Origin of the sequence: Bacillus sp. T2.9-1 (assembly GCF_950097965.1) — a bacterium.
In the GTDB taxonomy this organism is placed as follows: domain Bacteria; phylum Bacillota; class Bacilli; order Bacillales; family Cytobacillaceae; genus Niallia; species Niallia hominis.
The window spans coordinates 1-20,839 of record NZ_CATNHG010000079.1; the positions used below are offsets into that span (position 1 = coordinate 1).

The following is a 20,839-nucleotide window of genomic DNA, read 5'->3' on the forward strand; positions in this document are numbered from 1 at the left end:
ACCATTGTCCAAATGAAGTTTTTCGTGTAATCTTGTCCATGAGATTGGTCCTTTTTTAGTGGATTTGGACGGGTTACCACCTGACTTATCCATTATAAAGGACTTTTTCTATGCATAAAATAATAAAAGTGAACATTTCGAGTATTTTTAATAGTGAAATTAAATTAATGCAACACTAGTGATCGTAATTAAGTTTAAGAAGGATTAATCTAGAAGTTGACGGGTAGTTCAATTAAAAAGAAGGGACTCATAACTATCGGAGTTTAGTGGATTAGCAATGAAACTATTAATTGAAGATCTTTAATTTTCAACAATAGATTGAATTATACCCGTATTATTAATGAATAAAATATGGGAGTAGAAGAGAAAGACACATAAACGAACTAGCACATGGAACCTCATAAGGATATTGTGCCTTTTTTTAGGTGAGTAGCATGTAAAAAAACGGCAAAATGATTGGAGGTCCGAGCGTTTTGCCATGTCATTTGGTGTACAAATAATATTGTAAGAGAAAAGACTACAATGTAATCTTTTCTCCCAGTTCCTTTAGCTACTTACTAACTGTAGACATCTTTTTCAAAGGTTATTTCACCCATTTATTTTGAAACGATGCGATTGCATCATATTCTTGCTCTAATGCTCGAGATATACGGATATAAATAGCTGTTAAATCTTGATAAATGTCAACATTTTCTTGAATTGGCTGATGGGAATGTGTACTACCGACTAATTGTTTCATAATGGAAAAGTCGTCAATTTCCCCTAATGCATACATGCCTAAAACGATAGCACCAAGACAAGAGCTTTCAAAGCTTTCTGGAACGACTACTTCTTGATCAAAAATATCTGCCATCATTTGTCTCCATAGTTCGGAACGGGCAAATCCACCTGTTGCTTGAATTTGCTTTGGTGCTCCAATAACTTCTTGAAGGGCAAGCATAACCGTATAAAGATTTAAGATAACTCCCTCTAATACAGCTCTTACCATATGTTCTTTTTTATGATGTAATCCGAGTCCAAAGAAAGATCCTCTTGCATTGGAATTCCATAAAGGCGCTCTTTCTCCAGCTAGATATGGATGGAATAATAAACCATCCGCACCAGGTGTGACCCGGGAAGCAATCTTTGTTAAAACTTCGTATGGATCAATTCCAAGTCTTTTTGCCGTTTCAACTTCCGAAGAGGCTAATTCATCACGAACCCAACGGAAAGTCATTCCACCATTATTAACAGGTCCGCCAACTACCCAGTGATCTTCTGTTAAGCAATAGCAAAAGATTCTTCCTTTAGGATCTGTGACTGGTTTATCGGTTACAGTCCGAATCGCTCCGCTTGTACCGATTGTCACTGCAACTACACCAGGGTCAATAGCATTTACTCCCAGATTAGAAAGAACACCATCACTTGCCCCAACAACAAATGGAGTTTCTGCAGGAATTCCAATCTCTTTAGCATATTTATCCTTAAGCCCTGTTAAATAATGAGTAGTAGGAACTGGCTTCGCCAACTGCTCAGGAGTTACACCAGCAACTTCTAAAGCTTCCTGATCCCAATTTAACTGTTCAAGATTAAACATTCCAGTCGCAGAAGCAATAGAATAATCGATAACAAACTCATCAAATAAGCGATAGAATATATATTCCTTTATGCCAATAAATTTAGTTGCTTTTGTAAAAATGTCTGGTTGATCATTTCTTAGCCATGTTAATTTGGCTAAAGGAGACATAGGGTGAATTGGTGTTCCCGTTCTGCGATATATGTCTAAGCCATTATGCTCCTCATTGATTTTTTTCGCCCAAGTAGAAGCACGACTATCTGCCCACGTAATACAACGTGTTAATGGTTTTCCATTTTCGCCTAATGCAATAACGCTATGCATGGCAGAGCTGAAGGAAACTAATTTTAGGTTCTTTGCATCCACTTTGGCTTTTTGAATAGCTGTGTTCATTGTTTCTAATACAGCCTGAAAAATTTGTTCAGGATCCTGTTCGGCAATTGCAGGTGCAGGGCTGTGTAGTGGATATTCTACATGATGCATGCTTAAGACTTTGCCAGCTTCAGCAAATAGAACAGATTTTGTACTTGTTGTGCCAATGTCTACACCTAAATATAGGGATGTTGAACTCATTATAAAAACTCCTTTATATGGAAAAATGTAAAAAATATTTCATAGAAAACATTTTATATAGAAAAAAAATTCTTTATCTATATTTTAAAGGATATATATTAATTTTGAAACTGTTTTCATGTATTATTTTAAATTAATTTGCTTTCCTTTAGAGGCTGGTTGAATTTGATTGTCTATATATAAGGGTTAGCTATACATTTTTGCTCTAAATAGTGTAAAAACAAAGCAAAAATATGCTAAGATGAAACCATCCTAAGTGTAAGGAGCTGTTTGAATGAATAACGAAATGGAAACGATGTATGAGACTATTTATAATCAAATACTCCATTATCAAAACCAACTGGAAGCAATTTTATGTCAAAATTCGGATACATTGCAAGAAGAGGAGCAAGAACAGTTTAATCGAATGTCTATTGCTCTCCAAGCTTCAAAAGATATTCTGGAAAATATGCTAACACCAGGGAAGAAACTGAACTTCATTTATGAAAAAGGAATGTTCAGCCTGGAAATGTTTGATGAAAAATAAGTATTAAAGAAGAATATCTTCGCTTGGACGAATATTCTTCTTTCGAAATTCTCCAGGTGTCATGCCCGTTGATTTTCGAAACACCTTCGTAAAATAGTTTGCATTTGCAAAGCCTACCTGAACGGAAATATCCTCAATGGAATATTTGGTTTGATATAATAGCTCTGCCCCTTTTATTATCCGGATATTTGTTAAGTATTGGATAGGTGTAATCCCAAGCACTTTTTTAAATAAACGGGTAAAATGGAAGCGGGAAAGTTTGGCTGCCTCAGCCATATCATCAGGACCAATTGGTTTATCATAGTGATTTTGCGCAAATAATGTTGCATTTAATATACTTTCAGGCAATGGAATGTCTCCCATATTCTTCTTGTATTGATACACTTCCATTATAAAGGAATAAGCAAGACTAGATGCTTGGTACGCATTCGTTATATTCTTCTCATTTGCTAATTGATAAATGTGAAGAAGCTGCTGTATGGGTCTAGAATCAGAAGCTAATTGGATAATGAATTGATTATTCTCTGTGAAGGAATGCCAGCATTTTTTTACCGATTCCCCATATAAAGTAATAAAAATGAATTCCCATTGCTCGCTATTTTGTGGTAGATAATATCTGTATTCCTCTGAAATATCAATCAGAAATGCTTTTCCAGCGGTTAATCGATGATCTTTTCCTCCAACTTCAATTGCTCCCATTCCAGAAATAGTATATTGGAAAATATACATGCTATCCTCTTTACGCTTTTTTCCTTTCCAATTATAAAGATAAGATGTTTGATTTTCCCATCCAATCGACCAAATTTGGGCAACCTCTTTTGTAATTTTTTCCGTAAATCTGTATGCAAATACATTATTATCTTTTTTAGGCAATGAGAAAGCCCCTTTCTAAGTCGAGATAACATAGGTAGATACTTGCCTGTATAGATGAATGGTAATTTGAGCTAATATTAATTTTATCAGAAATTTTTCTGCTGAATAGCAAAATATTACCCTTTTCCCTTTCTTATTTTACCATTGAGAGAGAACGGTTTGAAGCATAAAATAAAAATGTAAACGGTTCAATAAATTATTGATAACGAGAGGGAAAATAATCGTTCATATATAAAGGAGAGACACAAATGGCAAATAACCTATATACAACTTTTACTGATATTTTTAACGAAGGGGAAACAAGAATACGTACTTTTTTTGCACCAGGACGTGTGAATTTAATAGGAGAACATACAGATTATAATGGAGGGCATGTCTTTCCTTGTGCCTTATCCATTGGAACAACAGCAATTGTTCGAAAAAGATATGATAGAATGATTCAATTCTATTCTACCAATTTTTCCAATTTAGGTGTGATAAAGATATCCTTAGATAATCTAGTCTACGATCAAGGAGATGATTGGGCGAATTACCCAAAAGGAGTTATTGCAATACTTGCACAACATGGATATAAACTAGATTCTGGATTTGATGTTTTATATGAAGGAGCAATACCAAATGGTGCAGGCCTATCGTCCTCTGCTTCTATTGAAGTAGTAACAGCTATCATGATAAATGAGATCTACTCTTTTGCGATTGATCGAATTTCGCTAGTGAAAATGTGTCAGCAGGCAGAGAACGAGTTTATTGGTGTAAGCTGTGGCATCATGGATCAGTTCGCAATTGGAATGGGAAAAGAAAAACATGCTATTTTACTAGATTGCGATACGCTTGATTATACCTACAGTCCACTCGATTTAGAAGATGCGTCACTAATTATTGCAAATACCAATAAGCGCAGGGGGCTTGCTGATTCTAAATATAATGAGAGACGAGGGGAATGTGAGAGAGCACTAAAAGACTTGCAGGAAGAGCTAGATATTCGTTCGCTTGGAGAGTTAACTAAGGAGGAATTTGATGCAAATGCTCATTTCATTAAGCAAGATATTGATCGATTAAGAGCAAAGCATGCTGTATATGAAAATGCCAGAACTATTATGGCGGTAAAGAAACTACAAGAAGGCGATATTGCGGGATTTGGACAATTGATGAACGCATCCCATGTCTCCTTAAGGGATGATTATGAAGTTACTGGGAAAGAATTGGATGCTTTAGTGGAGGCAGCATGGGAACAAGAAGGTGTCATAGGTTCTCGTATGACAGGTGCAGGCTTTGGTGGTTGTACAATCAGCATTGTGAACAACAAATATATTGATGCCTTCATCGAAACGGTAGGGGCGAAATATGAAGAGCAGACAGGATTAAAGGCAGACTTTTATGTTGTTCAAGTTGGCGATGGTGCAAAAGAAATGGTGGAAGTGTAGAAGCTAATAATAAGAGGAGGAGTAAGAAATGGCAATTCTAGTATGTGGTGGTGCTGGGTATATTGGAAGTCATATGGTGTCTGAACTATTAGACAGAGGGGAAGAAGTAGTTGTTGTCGATAATCTCCAAACAGGACATAAAGCAGCCGTATTAGAAAATGCAGCACTTTATATTGGTGATTTGCGAGATGCACAATTCCTAGATGCTGTGTTTAAGAAACATTCGATTGATGCGGTTGTCCATTTTGCTGCCGACTCCTTAGTAGGAGAAAGTGTAAACAATCCATTGAAGTACTATGACAATAATGTATATGGTGCGATGTCGCTTTTAAAGGCAATGCAGTCAAATGGTGTGAAAAAAATTGTATTCTCGTCAACTGCTGCAACTTATGGGGAAGCGAAGAATTTTCCGATACAAGAAAGTGATCCTACTACACCGACGAATCCATATGGTGAGACAAAGCTTGCGATTGAGAAAATGTTAAAGTGGACGGAAGAGGCGTATGGGATTCATTTTGTTGCTCTAAGATACTTTAATGTTGCAGGAGCACATATGGATGGTAAATTAGGAGAAGATCATTTTCCTGAAACACATCTGATTCCGATTATTTTACAAGTGGCATTAGGAAGTAGAGAAGCAATTAGCATCTTTGGAGATGATTATGATACGCATGACGGAACATGTATAAGAGATTATATTCATGTCACTGATTTAGCGAATGCTCATATACTTGCTTTGGATAAATTGGAAAAAGAGGGGACAAGTGGGATATACAATTTAGGTAGCGGAACTGGATTTACTGTGAAAGAGGTAATGGAAGCAGCAAGAAAGGTAACCGGCCATCCTATCCCAACTGTGCTTGCACCTAGAAGAGCAGGAGATCCTGCCCGATTAGTTGCTTCTTCAGAAAAGGCAAAAGAAGAATTAGGCTGGAATCCACAGTATACTTCTTTAGAAAAAATGATTGGTAGTGCATGGAGATGGTTCCAGGAAAATCCAGAAGGCTATCAAGATAGATAATGGGGAATGACTAAGAAGAAAGGAGCAATAGTAGATGACAACAACTATTTATCATCATGTAGAACAATTGCTTCATTATGGACTAAAATCAGGGTTATTAAATAAATGGGATATAGATGTAGTACGAAATAAATTACTCGAAATACTAGAATTGGATGATTTTGTTCCATCTGAAAAAAATGAAGTAGCAGATACAGATTTGCGAATTATTTTAGATAATATAATAGATTGGGCAGCAGACAATAATCGCTTACTAGAGTCGACGATTACCTACCGCGATTTATTGGATACAAAATTAATGGGCTGCTTTGTTCCATTGCCATCTGAAATAAATAATAGATTTGAAAGGCTATATAAAGAAAAGGGAGCAGAGCAAGCAACGAGCTGGTTTTATGATTTTTCGAAAAAGGTGGATTATATCCGAACCGATCGAATTGCCAAAAATGAAGAATGGCTGGCACAAACGGGTTATGGGGATTTAGAGATTACGATTAATTTATCAAAACCAGAGAAAGATCCGAAAGATATTGCAGCTGCCAAAAAAGTAAAGCAAGGCTCCTATCCAAAATGTTTGCTATGTAAAGAAAATGCTGGTTATGCGGGAAGAGTAAATCATCCTGCAAGACAAAATCATCGCATTATACCTGTAACGTTAGAAGAGGAACAGTGGTTTCTGCAGTTTTCGCCATATGTGTATTACAAGGAACATGCTATATGTTTTTCCGAGAAGCATGAACCAATGACAATTTCTAAACATACATTTGCTAGATTACTAGGCTTTGTCAAACAATACCCTCATTATTTTATAGGTTCCAATGCAGACCTACCAATTGTTGGAGGATCGATTTTGACCCATGAGCATTTTCAAGGAGGATTTCATGAATTTCCGATGGCAAAGGCGGAAGTAGAAACAGCGTTTACAATGGACCGGTTTCCTTCTATTCAAGCAGGTATTGTCAAATGGCCGATGTCTGTTCTTCGATTACAAGGAACAGATAGACAAGAATTAGTAGAGGCATCTGATTATATATTAAAACAATGGATGGGTTATAGTGATGAAACGGTAGATATTATTGCATACACAGCAGATACTCGCCATAACACGATTACACCGATTGCTAGAATGCGAAATGGATTCTTTGAAATAGACTTAGTGCTCCGCAATAACCGCACATGTGAAGAGCATCCACATGGCATCTTTCATCCACATGAGGAAGTCCATGCAATTAAACAGGAAAATATCGGTCTCATTGAAGTGATGGGCTTAGCAGTCTTGCCAGGTCGCTTAAAAGAAGAGATGAGCATGCTTGCAGACAAAATTTTACAAGCAGATTTCGAAGTGAACATCAAAGACGAGCCTGCTATTATAAAACATCTAAATTGGGCAAAGGTTGTTAAAGAAAAAAATCCGCAAATGACAAGAAAAAATGTACACTCCATCTTACAAAAAGAAATAGGGATAGTGTTTGAGACCATTTTGCATCATGCAGGTGTATTTAAAAGAGATGACAAAGGAAAGAAAGCATTTCAACGATTTGTAGCAACATTGCAAAAAACAAAGTGAAAATAATGGACTATTTCCTTCCCGTTTTTATAGAAGGAAATTAGAATTTTGGATAGTCGCCCGCTCGCCTGATGGAAAGCGAGTGGACGACTAGGATCAAACTAATTTTGTCTATCCAAGAACCTTTAACGCCAAATGATTATGAATCGTTTTGTAAAAATGATGCTTATCTGTTTGGCGTTTTTTTAGCCTAAGTTTTGGATTGGGAATATGCAACTGTACTTTATGATAATCTCGATACGATAAATAAATGGTATAGACCGATTTCCCAAAAGAAGCAAAGAATGCTTCAGGTATCATAATTCTTTTTAAAGCTCCTTCATATGGTTCAATCTGAAAGAAATACTGTCTATGCATATTATTTCGGTCACGGAAAAGTATCTGTTCCATGTCTTCCGGGTAATCGCCGGCTATACCAATATCGAACCGGAAGAAACCATTCGTATATTCACAATTTACTAATTCTGCATACATGGGAACTTTAATATAGTTATAGGGCTGACTTAAAGGGGTTGCCCAATAAGCTGTACCTTTTTTTACAATATGTTTTTTGTTTTTTTCTTGGTTCATCCATTTAAATAATGTTTCAATATCTTTATAGCGCTTTTGCTGAAATAATTGATAACAAACAACATTATAAGGATGATGAAAATGATCGCTGATTTCATAATCAAAGGAAGAAGTCGTACGTAATATTTTTTTCATGGTTGCTATATATGCTTTTCTTTTTAAAAATTCATCTATTTTTCCCTTAAATGTTTGAGTGTTCTCGTTTCCTAGCGTATGATATCGATTCATAAAACCATTAAAGCAATCAAATTCATAAAGTCGATTAAAAATCATTTTCTTTAATTCTGCATCCATCTCCTTCTTTTTAAAATAGTGAATGACTTTTCTATTACAATGCATTTTATTTAAAACATTTGTTTGCTTAGTCAAAGACTCATTATTTTCATCTAAACGATTTAAATAATAAATAATCGCTTTCGTGGTCGAGATTTTCTTGCAATTCGTTAGTAATTCCATGAAAAATTGCTTGTCCTCCGCATATTTCATCTCAGGGAATTTAATTTGATTATCTTTAACAATACTGGCTTTCATTAATCTTGCTCTCGGTCCTAAATGATGAAAAATATGTGGGATACTCGTTGGGGGAATACTTCTCCTTTCTTTCCAAGATTCATGTTCTGCTACAATGGCACTTTTATTGGAAGTAACTCTAATTGTTTTTCCCACTACATAGTCATCATCTGTTTCATTTAATACACTATAAAGCTTTTCTAAGCCAGTTTTTTCAAACCAATCATCCGCATCTAAAAAAGTTAGATAGGGGGCAGTTGAAAGTTCGATTCCCAAATTTCTAGGATAAGCAGGGGTACCGCTGTTTTTTGCAAGAAAGGCGAGTTTAATATTGGGATGTTCTTTAACGAACGTTTTTAAGATAGAACGAGTCTGATCTTTAGAGCCATCGTCAACAATTATATATTCAATCTGCGGCATAATAGATTGATTTAAAACAGATTCAATTGTATGCTTGATTGTTTTTTCATTATTATATACGGGTGTAATGACAGAGATAAGGGGCTGATTTAAATAGTTTTCACTTTGATATAAATCAAAGTTATATTTATTTTTGTGAAGAGATGATATCTTTTTCATTGGTTTCCCTACCTTCATATTAACCTAAAAGAAACTCCTACTAGCAATCATTATGAATCAACAAGCAGGAGAGTATACGTCTAAATAGAAAAAATAGTTAATACGTTTGTATTATTATCCTGTATAATAAAGGTAGAAAAGAAAAGGGACCAAAGTGAAACTAGCTAGATGTAATCAAGTACATAAGTGTAATAAAATGAAAGGGCTTTCTATAGTATTAATTGGAAAAGTAAGGGGATTAATTAATAAGGTTTGTAAGAGATAAGGAGGTTTATTGGTGACAACAATTGGGGATATTGCAAGACTTGCAGGTGTAGCGAAAAGTACGGTATCTCGTTATTTAAATGATGGTTCTGTAAGTGAAGCAACAAAACGGAAAATACAGCATATTATTAAAGAAACGGGCTATTCGCCTAATGCATTTGCTCAAAGCTTAAAGGCAAAGAAACCAAATATTATTGGGACTATTGTTCCTAGATTAGATTCATATGCTTCTTCGCGCACCTTAATTGGAATAGATGAAGAATTAAAGACCATGAATTATCAAATGCTTATTTCTCATTCCAATCTAGATTTAGAACGAGAAATTGAAAATATTCACTCATTAGTAAGGCAAAAGGTTGCAGGGATTATTTTATTAGCGACGGAAATAACGGACCGTCACTTATCGAAAATAAAGGAAGTAGATATTCCTGTGCTAATTGTCGGTCAACAGCATAAGGAGATTCATAGTTTAATTCATAATGATTATGAAGCAGCCTATGAAGTAGGGAAATATATTCTATCTCAGGGACATAAAAGAATTGCATTTCTTGGAGTCAATGAAAAAAATGTTGCGGTAGGAATTGATCGAAAAGAAGGTTTTAAAAAAAGTTTGGAGGATATAGCAGATATAGATGTAAGATTTTTTGAAATAAATAGAAATAATGTAGAAGCGTCTTCCGTTGTTTATGACATAATGAATACATTCTGTCCTAGTATCATTGTTTGTGCTACAGATAATCTTGCAATCGGTGCAATGAAAGCGGTTTATTCGATGGGGATTTCTATTCCGAATGATCTATCCATTACTGGTTTTGGAGGATACGAAATGACAGAAATGATTCATCCTGGCTTAACCACTGCTAAGTTTTTTTATGAAGATGCTGGAAACCTTGCCGCTAGGAAGATGCTTAGTCTAATAAGAGGAGAGGATACCCCATTGAAAACAGTATCTGGTTTTGAAATCATTTATAGGGAAAGTGTAAGGCAGGTTTAGGAATGCCTATCGTTCAGGTAAGCTGTATGAATATAATAATGATAAAATAGGTGATAACAGCTGAAGTTTGCAACATTATGCTTCGGCGGTTATCCTTTTAAGAACAAATGAAGGTTGACTCGGGAAAAAGAAATAAATTATAATTCATTATGAAAGCGATTACTGATCAGTGTGTTTATTAAAAATAAAAAAAGTTTGTTAAATTTCCTGACAAGTTTAGAGTTTTCTAGGCATACTTTTAGTAGTATATGTGATAATGATAAAGGAACGGAATAACTGGTCTAGACATCTAGATATATAGTTGATAAATCAATTTTAGAAGGGATTAATGAAATCATGATAACAGATGAACAACAGGAATTAGTTTTAAAAAACTTATGCATTTACACAGAATCAGGCATTTTTCCAAAAGGGTATATGGTAATAAAGGGTGGAAAAATCGATACGATAGGCTTAATGGAATCCTTTCATGAAGAAGACTGGAGTAATATGCGAATAATAGATTTCCCTATGGGGATGAATTTAATTCCAGGATTCATTGATATCCATATCCATGGAGCAAATGATGCAGATGCGATGGATGGGTCATGGAATGCCTTAGAAAGAATGGCCGATACTTTACCAAAGGAAGGGACAACAAGCTTTTTAGCAACGACAATGACGCAAGATGCAGAAAGTATCGAAAAGGCGCTGTCTACTATTGCTCAGTATCTCGGATCTGCTAATCAAACTGGAAAAGCAGAAATAATCGGAATTCATTTGGAAGGTCCGTTTATCTCAGAAAAAAGAGTAGGGGCGCAGCCAATCCAGTCTGTTAAAAAGCCTGATGTAGCCCTTTTTAAAAAATGGCAAAGACTAGCCCAAAATCACATCAAGCTTGTTACAATGGCACCTGAGGAAGATGAAAACTTCGAACTTGTTCGCTATTTAAAGGGTGAAAATATTGTCCCATCAATGGGGCATTCAGATGCTGTTTACGATCAAGTACTATCAAGCATTCAAGCGGGAGTTAATCATGTTACACATCTTTTTAATGGCATGAGAGGCGTCCATCATCGTGATCCTGGAGTTGCAGGTGCAGCTTTGCTTCATTCAGAGTTAGTGGCAGAAATGATTGTTGATGGTGTACATATTCATCCAGAAATCGTTAAGCTTGCTTTTTTCCAAAAGGGTGTTGATCATATCATTCTAATTACAGATAGTATGCGTGCCAAATGGCTTGACGATGGTATTTCCTCATTAGGCGGACAAAAGGTAATTGTGAAGGATGGGAAGGCTTTATTGGAAAATGGTGCCCTTGCTGGAAGTACCCTAAAAATGAATGATGCTATCAATAATATGATGAATTTTACAGGATGTACATTGCAGGATGTAGTAAAGATGGCTTCTTATAATCCAGCTAAGCAAATAGGAATTTTAGATAGAAAAGGAAGTATTGCAAAAGGCAAGGATGCAGATTTAGTCGTATTAGATGAAAATAATCAAGTTGCATTAACAATTTGCAATGGACAAATCGTTTATTCAAATGGAGGAGTAACAGCATGAAACTAATTGAAGTACAAAATTATGATGAAATGAGCAAATTAGCTGCGGAAATAATTATTGAGCAAGTCCAAACGAAGACAAATAGTGTTTTAGGACTTGCAACTGGTGGTACTCCGGTAGGTATGTATCAATATTTAATGAAGGATTTCACCCAAAATAAAACTTCCTATGAGCAAGTAATTACACTCAATTTAGATGAATATATTGGGTTGGAAAAGGACAATCCACAAAGCTATAGCTATTTTATGAAAGAGCAATTATTTAACCATATTAATATTCCAGAAAATCAAACATACTTGCCATCTGCCAAAAGTGTTCACGATGAAGAGGCAGGTAGAAATTATGAAAAGCTTATTGAAACAGTAGGTGGAATAGATATGCAAATTTTAGGAATTGGAGAAAATGGGCATATCGGTTTTAATGAGCCGGGGACTTCTTTTTCTTCTACTACAGGTATTGTAAAACTAGCTGACTCTACAAGAAAAGCAAATGCACGCTATTTTACTAAAATGGAAGACGTGCCAACACATGCCATCTCTATGGGGATATCCACCATCATGAAAAGTCGACAAATCGTGTTACTTGTTTCCGGAGTGAAAAAAGCTCCAATTTTAAATCAGTTATTCCAAACAGATGTGAACGAGAATCTACCTGCATCTATTTTGAAAAAACATCCGGATGTTACGGTAATTGCTGATCAGGAAGCACTTTCGATTTTAAAAGAAAAAAAAGGGAGTGTGTTTAGTTGATCATAAAAGATTCGCATATCCCCATTTATTATCAATTAGAGATGGAAATAAAAGAAATCATTAAAGAATTAACACCAGGGGATCCGATTAGTTCAGAACGGGAATTTTCCGAAAAGTACGGGATCAGCAGGATGACGGTACGTCAAGCAATAAATAATTTAGTAGCAGAAGGTGTTCTTGTTCGTCAAAGAGGAAAAGGAACTTTTGTTGCTACTCCTAAAGTAGAACAGGAGCTTTCTGGGCTGACAAGTTTTTCAGAAGATATGCGTTCAAGAGGACTAACTCCGAAAACAAAAATTTTAGATTTTAAGACGATACCTTGTCCAAGAGGGGTTGCTTCTAAATTAAGGATAGAAGAGGAAGAGATGGTCTATGAGTTTAGTCGCTTGCGAATAGCAGATGAAATTCCTATGGCACTTGAAACCTCGTATATTCCGACAGCTTTGATTAAAGAGCTTCAGGAAGAAACTTTGCATGGTTCTATTTATGAGTATGTGGAAAAGACTTTACAATTAAAGATTAGTCATGCCACCCAGACAATAGAGTCAACCTTGTCTCAAAAAAATGAAAGTATACCTCTTGGGATTAAAGAAGGAGCACCTGCATTATTGATGGAACGATATAGTTATTTGGAAAATGGTACGCCTTTTGAATATGTTAAATCTATTTATCGTGGCGATCGTTATAAATTTGTGATTGATATGAAGAGGTCCCAATCATGAAGAAGCATAGAACGACAGAAACCAGTAATGAAAAAAGCCTGTTATTAGATGAATGGAGTTCTTTTGAAATTGTTCAGTTTATGAACCAAGAAGATGGCGGAATTACAAATGCGGTAAAAGAAGCATTGCCAATGATTGCCTTAGCTGTTGATGGAATTGTAGACCGATGGAAGCTTGGCGGGAGAATTTTTGTGATTGGTGCAGGTACTAGCGGAAGGTTAGGAGTAGTAGACGCTGTTGAGCTTGTTCCTACTTTTTCGATTGAAGAGGATCGCTGGATAGGAATCTTAGCAGGTGGTTATGAGGCGATGTGGACCTCTTTAGAAGAGACAGAAGATGACGAACAGCTTATACAATCAACCTTAGAAGATTATAATTTTTCAGCGAGAGATGTATTAATTGGTGTGACCGCTAGTGGGTCCACCCCGTTTGTCCTTGCAGCCATTCATTATGGAAATGAAAGAAATGGATTGACAATCGGGATAAGCAATAATGAAAGTACAATGCTCTCCTCTATTTGTGATTATGGAATTGAAGCAATAACAGGTCCAGAAGTTATTAGAGGATCGACACGTTTAAAAGCGGGAACAGCTCAAAAAATGGTGTTGAATATGCTATCAACCGCATCAATGGTGAGAGTAGGGAAGGTATACCGCAATGAAATGGTAGATATGAAGCTCATTAATAATAAGCTTGTATATCGGGCTGTACAAACATTGATGAATGCGACAGATCTTAGTGAGGCAGATGCTGCAAGAATACTAAAAGAGAATGATCATAATTTGAAAGTATCGATTTTTCGTGTTTTAACAGGTGGAACAAAGGAGGATTCGCTTCATTATCTTGGTGAAGCTGACGGGCATATTAAGCATGCTATTCAATTGTATTATCAAAAAAATTAGAGAATGACTATTTAAAGGAGGGATGCCTAAAAAGAGACAGTAATAGAGAGATTTTATCTTATAAAACAGCAGTAGTTGGTGGCATTATTTTAACTTATTTAATTATTTTTAGGGGGAAGTTAAATGAAATCATACTTACAAAAGCTCGGGCGTGCATTAATGCTGCCAGTGGCTGTTTTACCAGCAGCAGCGTTATTAATGGGTATTGGTTATGCAATTGATCCAAGTGGATGGGGAGCCGAAAGCCCAATTGCATCCTTTTTTATTAAAGCTGGTTCGTCCATATTAGATAATATAGCAATCTTATTTGCAATAGGAGTTGCGCTAGGGTTATCAAAAGATAAAGATGGCGCATCCGCTATGAGTGGTTTAGTTTCCTATTTGGTTGTGAAAACTTTGCTATCTCCTGCTTCTGTAGCAATGTTACAAGGGATTCCTGTAGAAGAGGTGAACTTGGCTTTCTCTAAAATTGAAAATGCATTTATCGGTATATTAGCAGGTGCTGTTGCTGCAGCTTTGTATAATCGTTTTAGTAAGACACAGCTCCCAACAGCATTTGCCTTCTTTAGCGGAAAAAGGCTTGTTCCTATACTTAGTGCTGTTTCGATGCTAATCATTTCCGTCATTTTATTATTTGTTTGGCCAGCAATTTTTTCAGGACTTGTTTCTTTTGGTGAAGCAATTAGTAAGCTTGGAGCAGTTGGTGCTGGTATATATGGTTTCTTTAACCGACTACTTATTCCAACAGGGTTGCATCATGCCTTAAATGCTGTATTCTGGTTTGATATTGCAGGAATTAACGATATTAATAATTTCTGGTCTAATAATGGGGTAAAAGGTGTAACTGGTATGTATCAAGCGGGCTTCTTCCCAGTGATGATGTTTGGACTTCCAGCAGCAGCGCTTGCTATGTATCATACTGCAAAAACAAAAAGAAAAAAACAAGTGGCTTCCTTGATGCTTGCAGCAGGGGTAGCAGCGTTTATAACAGGAGTTACAGAACCAATTGAATTTGCATTTATGTTTGCAGCACCTGCCCTTTATGTAGTTCATGCAGCATTAACAGGTCTCTCTCTTTTTATTGCCGCAAGTTTTCATTGGACAGCAGGCTTCGGATTTAGTGGTGGATTTATTGATTTCTTCTTAAGTTCACGTTTGCCGCTAGCAAATAATCCATATATGCTAATGGTTCAAGGACTAGTATTTGCCGTTATCTACTATACATTATTCCGTTTTCTTATTACTAAATTTAATTTTAAAACACCTGGAAGAGAAGATGATGAGTTAGTGAATGAATCATTAGATCAGGTTGCAGTGACTACAGATAATAAATTTGCTGTGATGGCTTCTGAAATTTATAAAGGTCTTGGTGGCGACAATAATGTCACTTCTGTTGATAATTGTGTAACACGTTTACGGGTTGAAGTGAAGGACATGGATGCTGTTGATCAACAGAAAATTAAAGCAACCGGTGTACCAGGGATCAATATAGTGGGAAAAACAAGCATTCAAGTAATTGTAGGAACACAAGTTCAATTTGTTGCAGATGAGATTGAAAAGATTAGAGAGTAATAAACATTAGAAGGTGAAACAGCCCTAGTTGAAAATAATAGTCTAAAGAAGAATCTTCTAATGGAAATTCAAATGCGGTGGTCCCTCTTTTTTAGGACTACCGCATTTTTTGTAGACTTAAGAAAACTGAGAAATTAGCAGGTTTAACTGTCGGTTATCTAGAATCACCATAGATAGGAAAATACATTAAATGTTGAATATAAAAGTGGAAGGAGCGAGCCATTATGTCGTCTATTGATATTAATTGTGATTTAGGAGAAAGCTATGGTGCTTATCGTATTGGGAATGATGAAGGGATTATACCATTTGTGACAAGTGTTAATATTGCCTGTGGCTTTCATGCTGGAGATCCAACGACCATGAGAAAAACGGTAAAGCTTGCGCTTGAGAATAAAGTTGCGATTGGAGCACATCCAGGCTTTAATGATGTACTAGGCTTTGGAAGAAGAGAAATAAATATATCAGCTAATGAAATTTATGATCTTGTTGTTTATCAAATAGGGGCATTAGAGGCAATTGTGAAATCAGAAGGGGGAGCCATGCAGCACGTAAAACCCCATGGTGCATTATACAATATGGCAGCAAAGGATATCCACTTTGCAGAGGCTATTGCTAAAGCGGTTTATAAGGTGAATCCTGAATATATCCTTTTTGGATTAGCGAATAGTGAAATAATCAGGGCAGGTAAGCGATATGGCTTAAATGTTGCCAATGAGGTATTTGCAGACCGCACCTATCAGTCAGATGGTAGCTTAACTCCACGTACACAGGAACAAGCGCTTATACATGATCCAAATTATGCAGCAAAGCAAATACTTCATATGGTCAAGGAGAAAAAGGTTGTCTCAGTTCAAGAAGAAGAGGTACCGATTCAAGCAGATACAATTTGTATTCACGGAGATTCAAACGAGGGCTTATCTATCGTAAAAACAATCAGAAACACGCTCCTTCAGTCTGATATAAGCATTCAAAATTTCAAACAAGCAAAGCATTAATGCTTTGCTTCTCCTATAAAAGACTATGAATCTTTTGAGTTTTCCTAACAAAATAATAGTAGACGCAACGGTTTGATGGAAGAGAGCTAAAAAGAAATAGAAAAATAGCAGAAATTTAATGAAAAATATGGGACTTTTATTACGATAAGATGTATAATATATTTCATTAATGTTACAAAAGTTGATTTGGAAACTATTTTGTAACAAATCTAATGAATAAACACTATCGAGATAGTAACAACTTAATGAGGAAGTTAAATGAAGAAATAAATTGTATGCATTAAATTATTATTGCTCTCATTAATTTAAATGAAGATTTTTTAATTTGCTATCTTTCCATGGATTCACTGGTTTTGTTGGGAGTGGGAGAAATGGGTTCGATTGATGAGCTCTATAGACAATATAATCAAGAGTTAATTCATTTTTTAATATATTTAGGAGTAAAAAAAGAGGAGGCGGAGGATTTAGTTCAGGAAGTTTTTATCAGAGTTCTTAAAACAAAATGCTCCTTTAAAGGAGAAAGTAGTGAAAGAACTTGGTTATATACAATTGCAAAAAATATCGCTATCGATCATTTTCGAAAGCAAAAAAATTCTTATTCCTTTGATTGTGAAATTCCCATTCATATAAAAGATGAACAGGCACTTCCTGAGGAAATGGCACTATATAAAGAACAACTGGATTGGCTGAATCATTTACTAAAATGCTGTACGGTAGATCAAAAAAAGGTAATCTATTGTAGATATTTAAAAGACATGAGTATTGTAGAAACAGCATTAAATTTAGGATGGTCTGAAAGCAAGGTGAAGACAACACAGCATCGTGCCTTAAAATTACTTCAAAGAAGTCTAGTAAGTTCAAAAAATGTAGATGGAATTTCAATAGGAGGACATAAAGTAGAAATAGAGAGTTAACAGAGCATTACCACTCCACGTTTAGTGTATATGGAAAGCAGAGGTAAAAAAAAGTGGAGGATAAACCCCCACTTGTCTTTATATGTTATTTTATTCCCTTCATCTTGCTCTGAATCATTGGTGATAACAAGAAAAGGATAATACTTAAGAGGATTGCTATTCCGCCTAAAATACCGAAATAGGCAACTTCCGATATTTTTGTAAATAATGGTGCGATTTGTGCATTAAGTGCTTGAGCAGCTGCACTAGATAAAAACCATAAGCTCATTGTTTGTGCAGAGAAGGCTTTAGGCGCAAGCTTTGTAGTTGCGGATAGTCCTACTGGAGATATACATAGCTCTCCAACAACTACAAGGAAATAGCTTAATACTAACCATAATGGACTTACTAGTGTATTTTCTCCACCAATATAGGCAGGTAACATCATAATGATAAAGGATAAACCTGCAAATAATAAAGCAATCGAAAATTTCTTAGAAACAGAAGGCTGTCGATTACCAAGCTTCATCCAAATCCATGCAAATATTGGAGCAAAAATGATGATAAACAACGGATTGATGGATTGGAAAATTGTCGGTGAAAGACTTAATCCAGCAAACTCTAATTGTGTTCGTTTATCTGCATAGGTAGCTAGAATAGTGGAGCCTTGTTCTTGGATAGCCCAAAACATAACTGCAGCTAAGAATAACGGAATATATGCAATTAATCTGGAACGCTCATCACGATCTGTCTTGGGACTGCGATACATAACAGTGAAATAGATAGCGGGAATTAAGAAACCAAGAATTCCAACAATTGTGATGAAAGAATCAAATGTTAATATTCCTAAAGAAATAGTAATAGCAAGAATAATGGCAAGGACAACTACACCAATTCCGATGGAAGAATAAACTTTTTTCTTTTCCTCTTTTGACAAAGGATTTGGCACTACTGTACCAGCAAGACCTAGGTTTTTCTTTTTAGTCATCATAAATACAATTAAACCTAATAACATCCCTACTGCAGCAAGTCCGAAACCAAGATGGAAGCTATAATTCATTCCAATCTCTCCGACAATAATCGGTGCTAGGAATCCACCAAGATTTATTCCCATGTAGAAAATACTAAATCCGGCGTCACGTCGAGCATCCTCTGGACTATACATTTCCCCAACAATACTTGATACATTGGGTTTTAATAAACCTGTTCCGATAACAATTAAGACCATCGAAATAAAGAACATGGTAATACTTCCTGGAACGGCTAAAACAATATGACCAAGCATGATGAAAATACCACCATAGAAAACGGCCATAGACGTACCAAAAATTCTATCAGCAAACCATCCGCCGATTATACCCGACATATAAACAAGGGAACCGTAAATGGAAACAATAGCTATTGCTGTTCCTTCAGAGATACCTAATCCGCCTTTAGAAACTTCGTAATACATATAATAAACTAGGATGGCTCTCATTCCATAGTAAGAAAACCTCTCCCAAAATTCTGTGAAGAAAAGAGTGAATAATCCTTTAGGGTGCCCAAAAAATCCCTTTTGGGGAACACTGTCCACAATTTTCTGTTTATTTAGTTCTGACATCATGAAACCTCCTCTATTATTTTAATATAATACTGAAAAGGTGCTAGATTTGTCAAAAAAATTTTTATTTCTGCTTTAATATAGGTAAATATAAGGAGGATATACTATTAAAGTCTTAATAATCTCTATTTTTAGAATAGAATAAGCATTTCTAATATAATAATTGAGGAAGGATTACTAGTATTTGATACGATTTGTGAGTGAATGGAAAGGAGAAATAGTCAAATAATCTAAAAATTGATGATTGCAATTATCAAGTGCGAGGTAGTGTTCGCAAGATTAAGTGATAGATTCACTTTGAGGAGAAAGGCGAAAGATAAAAAGGAAAGAAGATTCCTGCTATAGAAAAACCTGAACAATCATAGTTCCATATGCTTGTTCAGGTTTTTTTATTGGTTTATAAAAGCTGTGATAGTGGCTATTTACTTTTGTCCCAGCCTCTTGTTATCAATTAATTCGGAAGTCTCCACTAATGAACTGTCTTACTGACTAAAAAATTCAATTAACAACTTATCATCAGTGAGGGAAAGGAAAACGCCCACGATGATAAATTCATGTTATTTATCCACGTACAGCCTTAATTGCTTCTTCACGATTTGGATTATTATAAATAAATGATCCAGCAACAAGAACATTTGCCCCTGCTTCTTTCACTAATACTGCCGTTTCGGCATTAATACCACCGTCCACTTCAATATCAAGTGCCGGATTTAGTTGATCAGCCAATTGACGAACTTCTCTAATTTTTGGAAGTACATTATGGATGAATGCTTGTCCACCGAAACCAGGATTAACGGTCATTAATAGAACCATGTCAATATCTTCGATGATATGTTTGATTGTATCTACAGGAGTACTTGGATTTAATACTACGCCTGATTTAACCCCATTTTCTTTAATCAATTGAATAGTACGGTGCAGGTGGCGACATGCCTCAACATGTACTGTGATGATATCAGCACCAGCTTTTGCAAATTGTGGTATATAAGAATCAGGATTTTCAATCATTAAATGAACATCTAAAGGTAAAGTTGTAACTGGACGGATTGCTTCTACAATAAGTGGGCCAATCGTAATATTAGGTACAAAATGTCCATCCATGACATCTACATGGATATAATCTGCTCCACCTAGCTCAACGTCTTTTACTTCTTCTCCTAGCTTCGCAAAATTAGCGGAGAGAATGGAGGGTGCAACTTTAATCATATGTATTCCTCCTCTTTCTAGTCTAATATAAGTGCAATAATATACACATGAAAATTATAGCAGAGTGTGAGATATGGAACAAGAAAATTAAAAGCGGTAGCACTATTGCATGGGGAAAGAGGGAATAAAAAATAGTAGCCACTTCATAATTTAGGAGGATGAGAGGAAGTGGCTATTAAAAAATGAATCATGAAATGTAAAG

The 20,839-nt window shown here is 35.7% G+C and carries 17 protein-coding genes; 12 read left to right on the forward strand and 5 right to left on the reverse strand.

Annotation, left to right across the window (positions count from 1 at the left end):
* Positions 1-583: 583 nt before the first annotated feature.
* Positions 584-2,128, reverse strand: coding sequence for a gluconokinase (gntK, locus tag QQZ16_RS08110; RefSeq protein WP_235251796.1), 1,545 nt, complete (start codon positions 2,126-2,128; stop codon positions 584-586).
* A 274-nt stretch (positions 2,129-2,402) separates the two neighbouring features.
* On the opposite strand from gntK, the gene QQZ16_RS08115 reads away from it, so the two are divergent.
* On the forward strand, positions 2,403-2,654 hold the full coding sequence (locus QQZ16_RS08115; RefSeq protein WP_031536820.1) for a hypothetical protein: 252 nt from the start codon (positions 2,403-2,405) through the stop codon (positions 2,652-2,654).
* Positions 2,655-2,657: 3 nt separating this feature from the next.
* Here QQZ16_RS08115 and QQZ16_RS08120 read toward each other — a convergent pair whose 3' ends face one another.
* Complete coding sequence (locus QQZ16_RS08120) at positions 2,658-3,527, reverse strand: AraC family transcriptional regulator (protein ID WP_031536821.1); 870 nt, start codon at positions 3,525-3,527, stop codon at positions 2,658-2,660.
* A gap of 248 nt (positions 3,528-3,775) precedes the next feature.
* Between QQZ16_RS08120 and QQZ16_RS08125 the strand changes: the two genes are divergently transcribed.
* From QQZ16_RS08125 to galT, 3 genes are read left to right on the forward strand one after another with little or no spacing between them, the layout of a single operon-like run.
* Positions 3,776-4,951, forward strand: coding sequence for a galactokinase (locus QQZ16_RS08125; RefSeq protein ID WP_284561260.1), 1,176 nt, complete (start codon positions 3,776-3,778; stop codon positions 4,949-4,951).
* A gap of 28 nt (positions 4,952-4,979) precedes the next feature.
* Positions 4,980-5,972: a UDP-glucose 4-epimerase GalE gene (gene galE, locus QQZ16_RS08130; RefSeq protein WP_284561261.1), complete on the forward strand. Its 993-nt coding sequence runs from the start codon at positions 4,980-4,982 to the stop codon at positions 5,970-5,972.
* A gap of 34 nt (positions 5,973-6,006) precedes the next feature.
* Entirely contained in the window at positions 6,007-7,536 is a 1,530-nt protein-coding gene (galT, locus tag QQZ16_RS08135; protein WP_284561262.1) for a UDP-glucose--hexose-1-phosphate uridylyltransferase, read from the forward strand.
* A gap of 111 nt (positions 7,537-7,647) precedes the next feature.
* Here the strand turns inward: galT and QQZ16_RS08140 are convergent, their stop codons facing one another.
* On the reverse strand, positions 7,648-9,195 hold the full coding sequence (locus QQZ16_RS08140) for a glycosyltransferase family 2 protein (protein WP_065429043.1): 1,548 nt from the start codon (positions 9,193-9,195) through the stop codon (positions 7,648-7,650).
* 277 nt (positions 9,196-9,472) lie between these two features.
* On the opposite strand from QQZ16_RS08140, the gene QQZ16_RS08145 reads away from it, so the two are divergent.
* The 8 genes from QQZ16_RS08145 (at position 9,473) to QQZ16_RS08180 (ending at position 17,852) form a co-directional block, all read left to right on the forward strand.
* Positions 9,473-10,453, forward strand: a complete 981-nt coding sequence (locus QQZ16_RS08145) for a LacI family DNA-binding transcriptional regulator (protein ID WP_284561263.1) — start codon at positions 9,473-9,475, stop codon at positions 10,451-10,453.
* Positions 10,454-10,789: 336 nt separating this feature from the next.
* Positions 10,790-11,998: an N-acetylglucosamine-6-phosphate deacetylase gene (gene nagA, locus QQZ16_RS08150; RefSeq protein ID WP_284561264.1), complete on the forward strand. Its 1,209-nt coding sequence runs from the start codon at positions 10,790-10,792 to the stop codon at positions 11,996-11,998.
* Positions 11,995-12,747 (forward strand): glucosamine-6-phosphate deaminase, encoded by a 753-nt coding sequence (nagB, locus tag QQZ16_RS08155; protein ID WP_284561265.1) that lies wholly within the window; start codon positions 11,995-11,997, stop codon positions 12,745-12,747. Before nagA ends, nagB begins: the two co-directional genes overlap by 4 nt.
* The gene (locus QQZ16_RS08160) at positions 12,744-13,469 is read left to right on the forward strand and encodes a GntR family transcriptional regulator (RefSeq protein ID WP_031536830.1); all 726 of its coding nucleotides are present in this window, start codon (positions 12,744-12,746) and stop codon (positions 13,467-13,469) included. Before nagB ends, QQZ16_RS08160 begins: the two co-directional genes overlap by 4 nt.
* Positions 13,466-14,371, forward strand: a complete 906-nt coding sequence (gene murQ, locus QQZ16_RS08165; RefSeq protein ID WP_031536831.1) for an N-acetylmuramic acid 6-phosphate etherase — start codon at positions 13,466-13,468, stop codon at positions 14,369-14,371. The genes QQZ16_RS08160 and murQ overlap by 4 nt, the downstream gene beginning before the upstream one ends.
* 123 nt (positions 14,372-14,494) lie before the next feature.
* On the forward strand, positions 14,495-15,943 hold the full coding sequence (nagE, locus tag QQZ16_RS08170; protein WP_031536832.1) for an N-acetylglucosamine-specific PTS transporter subunit IIBC: 1,449 nt from the start codon (positions 14,495-14,497) through the stop codon (positions 15,941-15,943).
* Positions 15,944-16,167: 224 nt separating this feature from the next.
* Complete coding sequence (locus tag QQZ16_RS08175; RefSeq protein WP_284561266.1) at positions 16,168-16,938, forward strand: LamB/YcsF family protein; 771 nt, start codon at positions 16,168-16,170, stop codon at positions 16,936-16,938.
* Positions 16,939-17,276: 338 nt separating this feature from the next.
* A complete protein-coding gene (locus tag QQZ16_RS08180) occupies positions 17,277-17,852 on the forward strand; it encodes an RNA polymerase sigma factor (RefSeq protein WP_342395199.1) in 576 nt (191 codons plus the stop codon).
* A gap of 85 nt (positions 17,853-17,937) precedes the next feature.
* Here QQZ16_RS08180 and QQZ16_RS08185 read toward each other — a convergent pair whose 3' ends face one another.
* Both QQZ16_RS08185 and rpe read right to left on the reverse strand, forming a co-directional pair.
* Positions 17,938-19,431, reverse strand: a complete 1,494-nt coding sequence (locus tag QQZ16_RS08185) for a peptide MFS transporter (protein WP_284561267.1) — start codon at positions 19,429-19,431, stop codon at positions 17,938-17,940.
* 561 nt (positions 19,432-19,992) lie between these two features.
* Positions 19,993-20,637 carry a ribulose-phosphate 3-epimerase gene (rpe, locus tag QQZ16_RS08190; protein WP_048718780.1) on the reverse strand — a complete coding sequence of 215 codons (645 nt, stop codon included), beginning with the start codon at positions 20,635-20,637 and terminating at the stop codon, positions 19,993-19,995.
* Between the last annotated feature and the right edge of the window lie 202 nt (positions 20,638-20,839).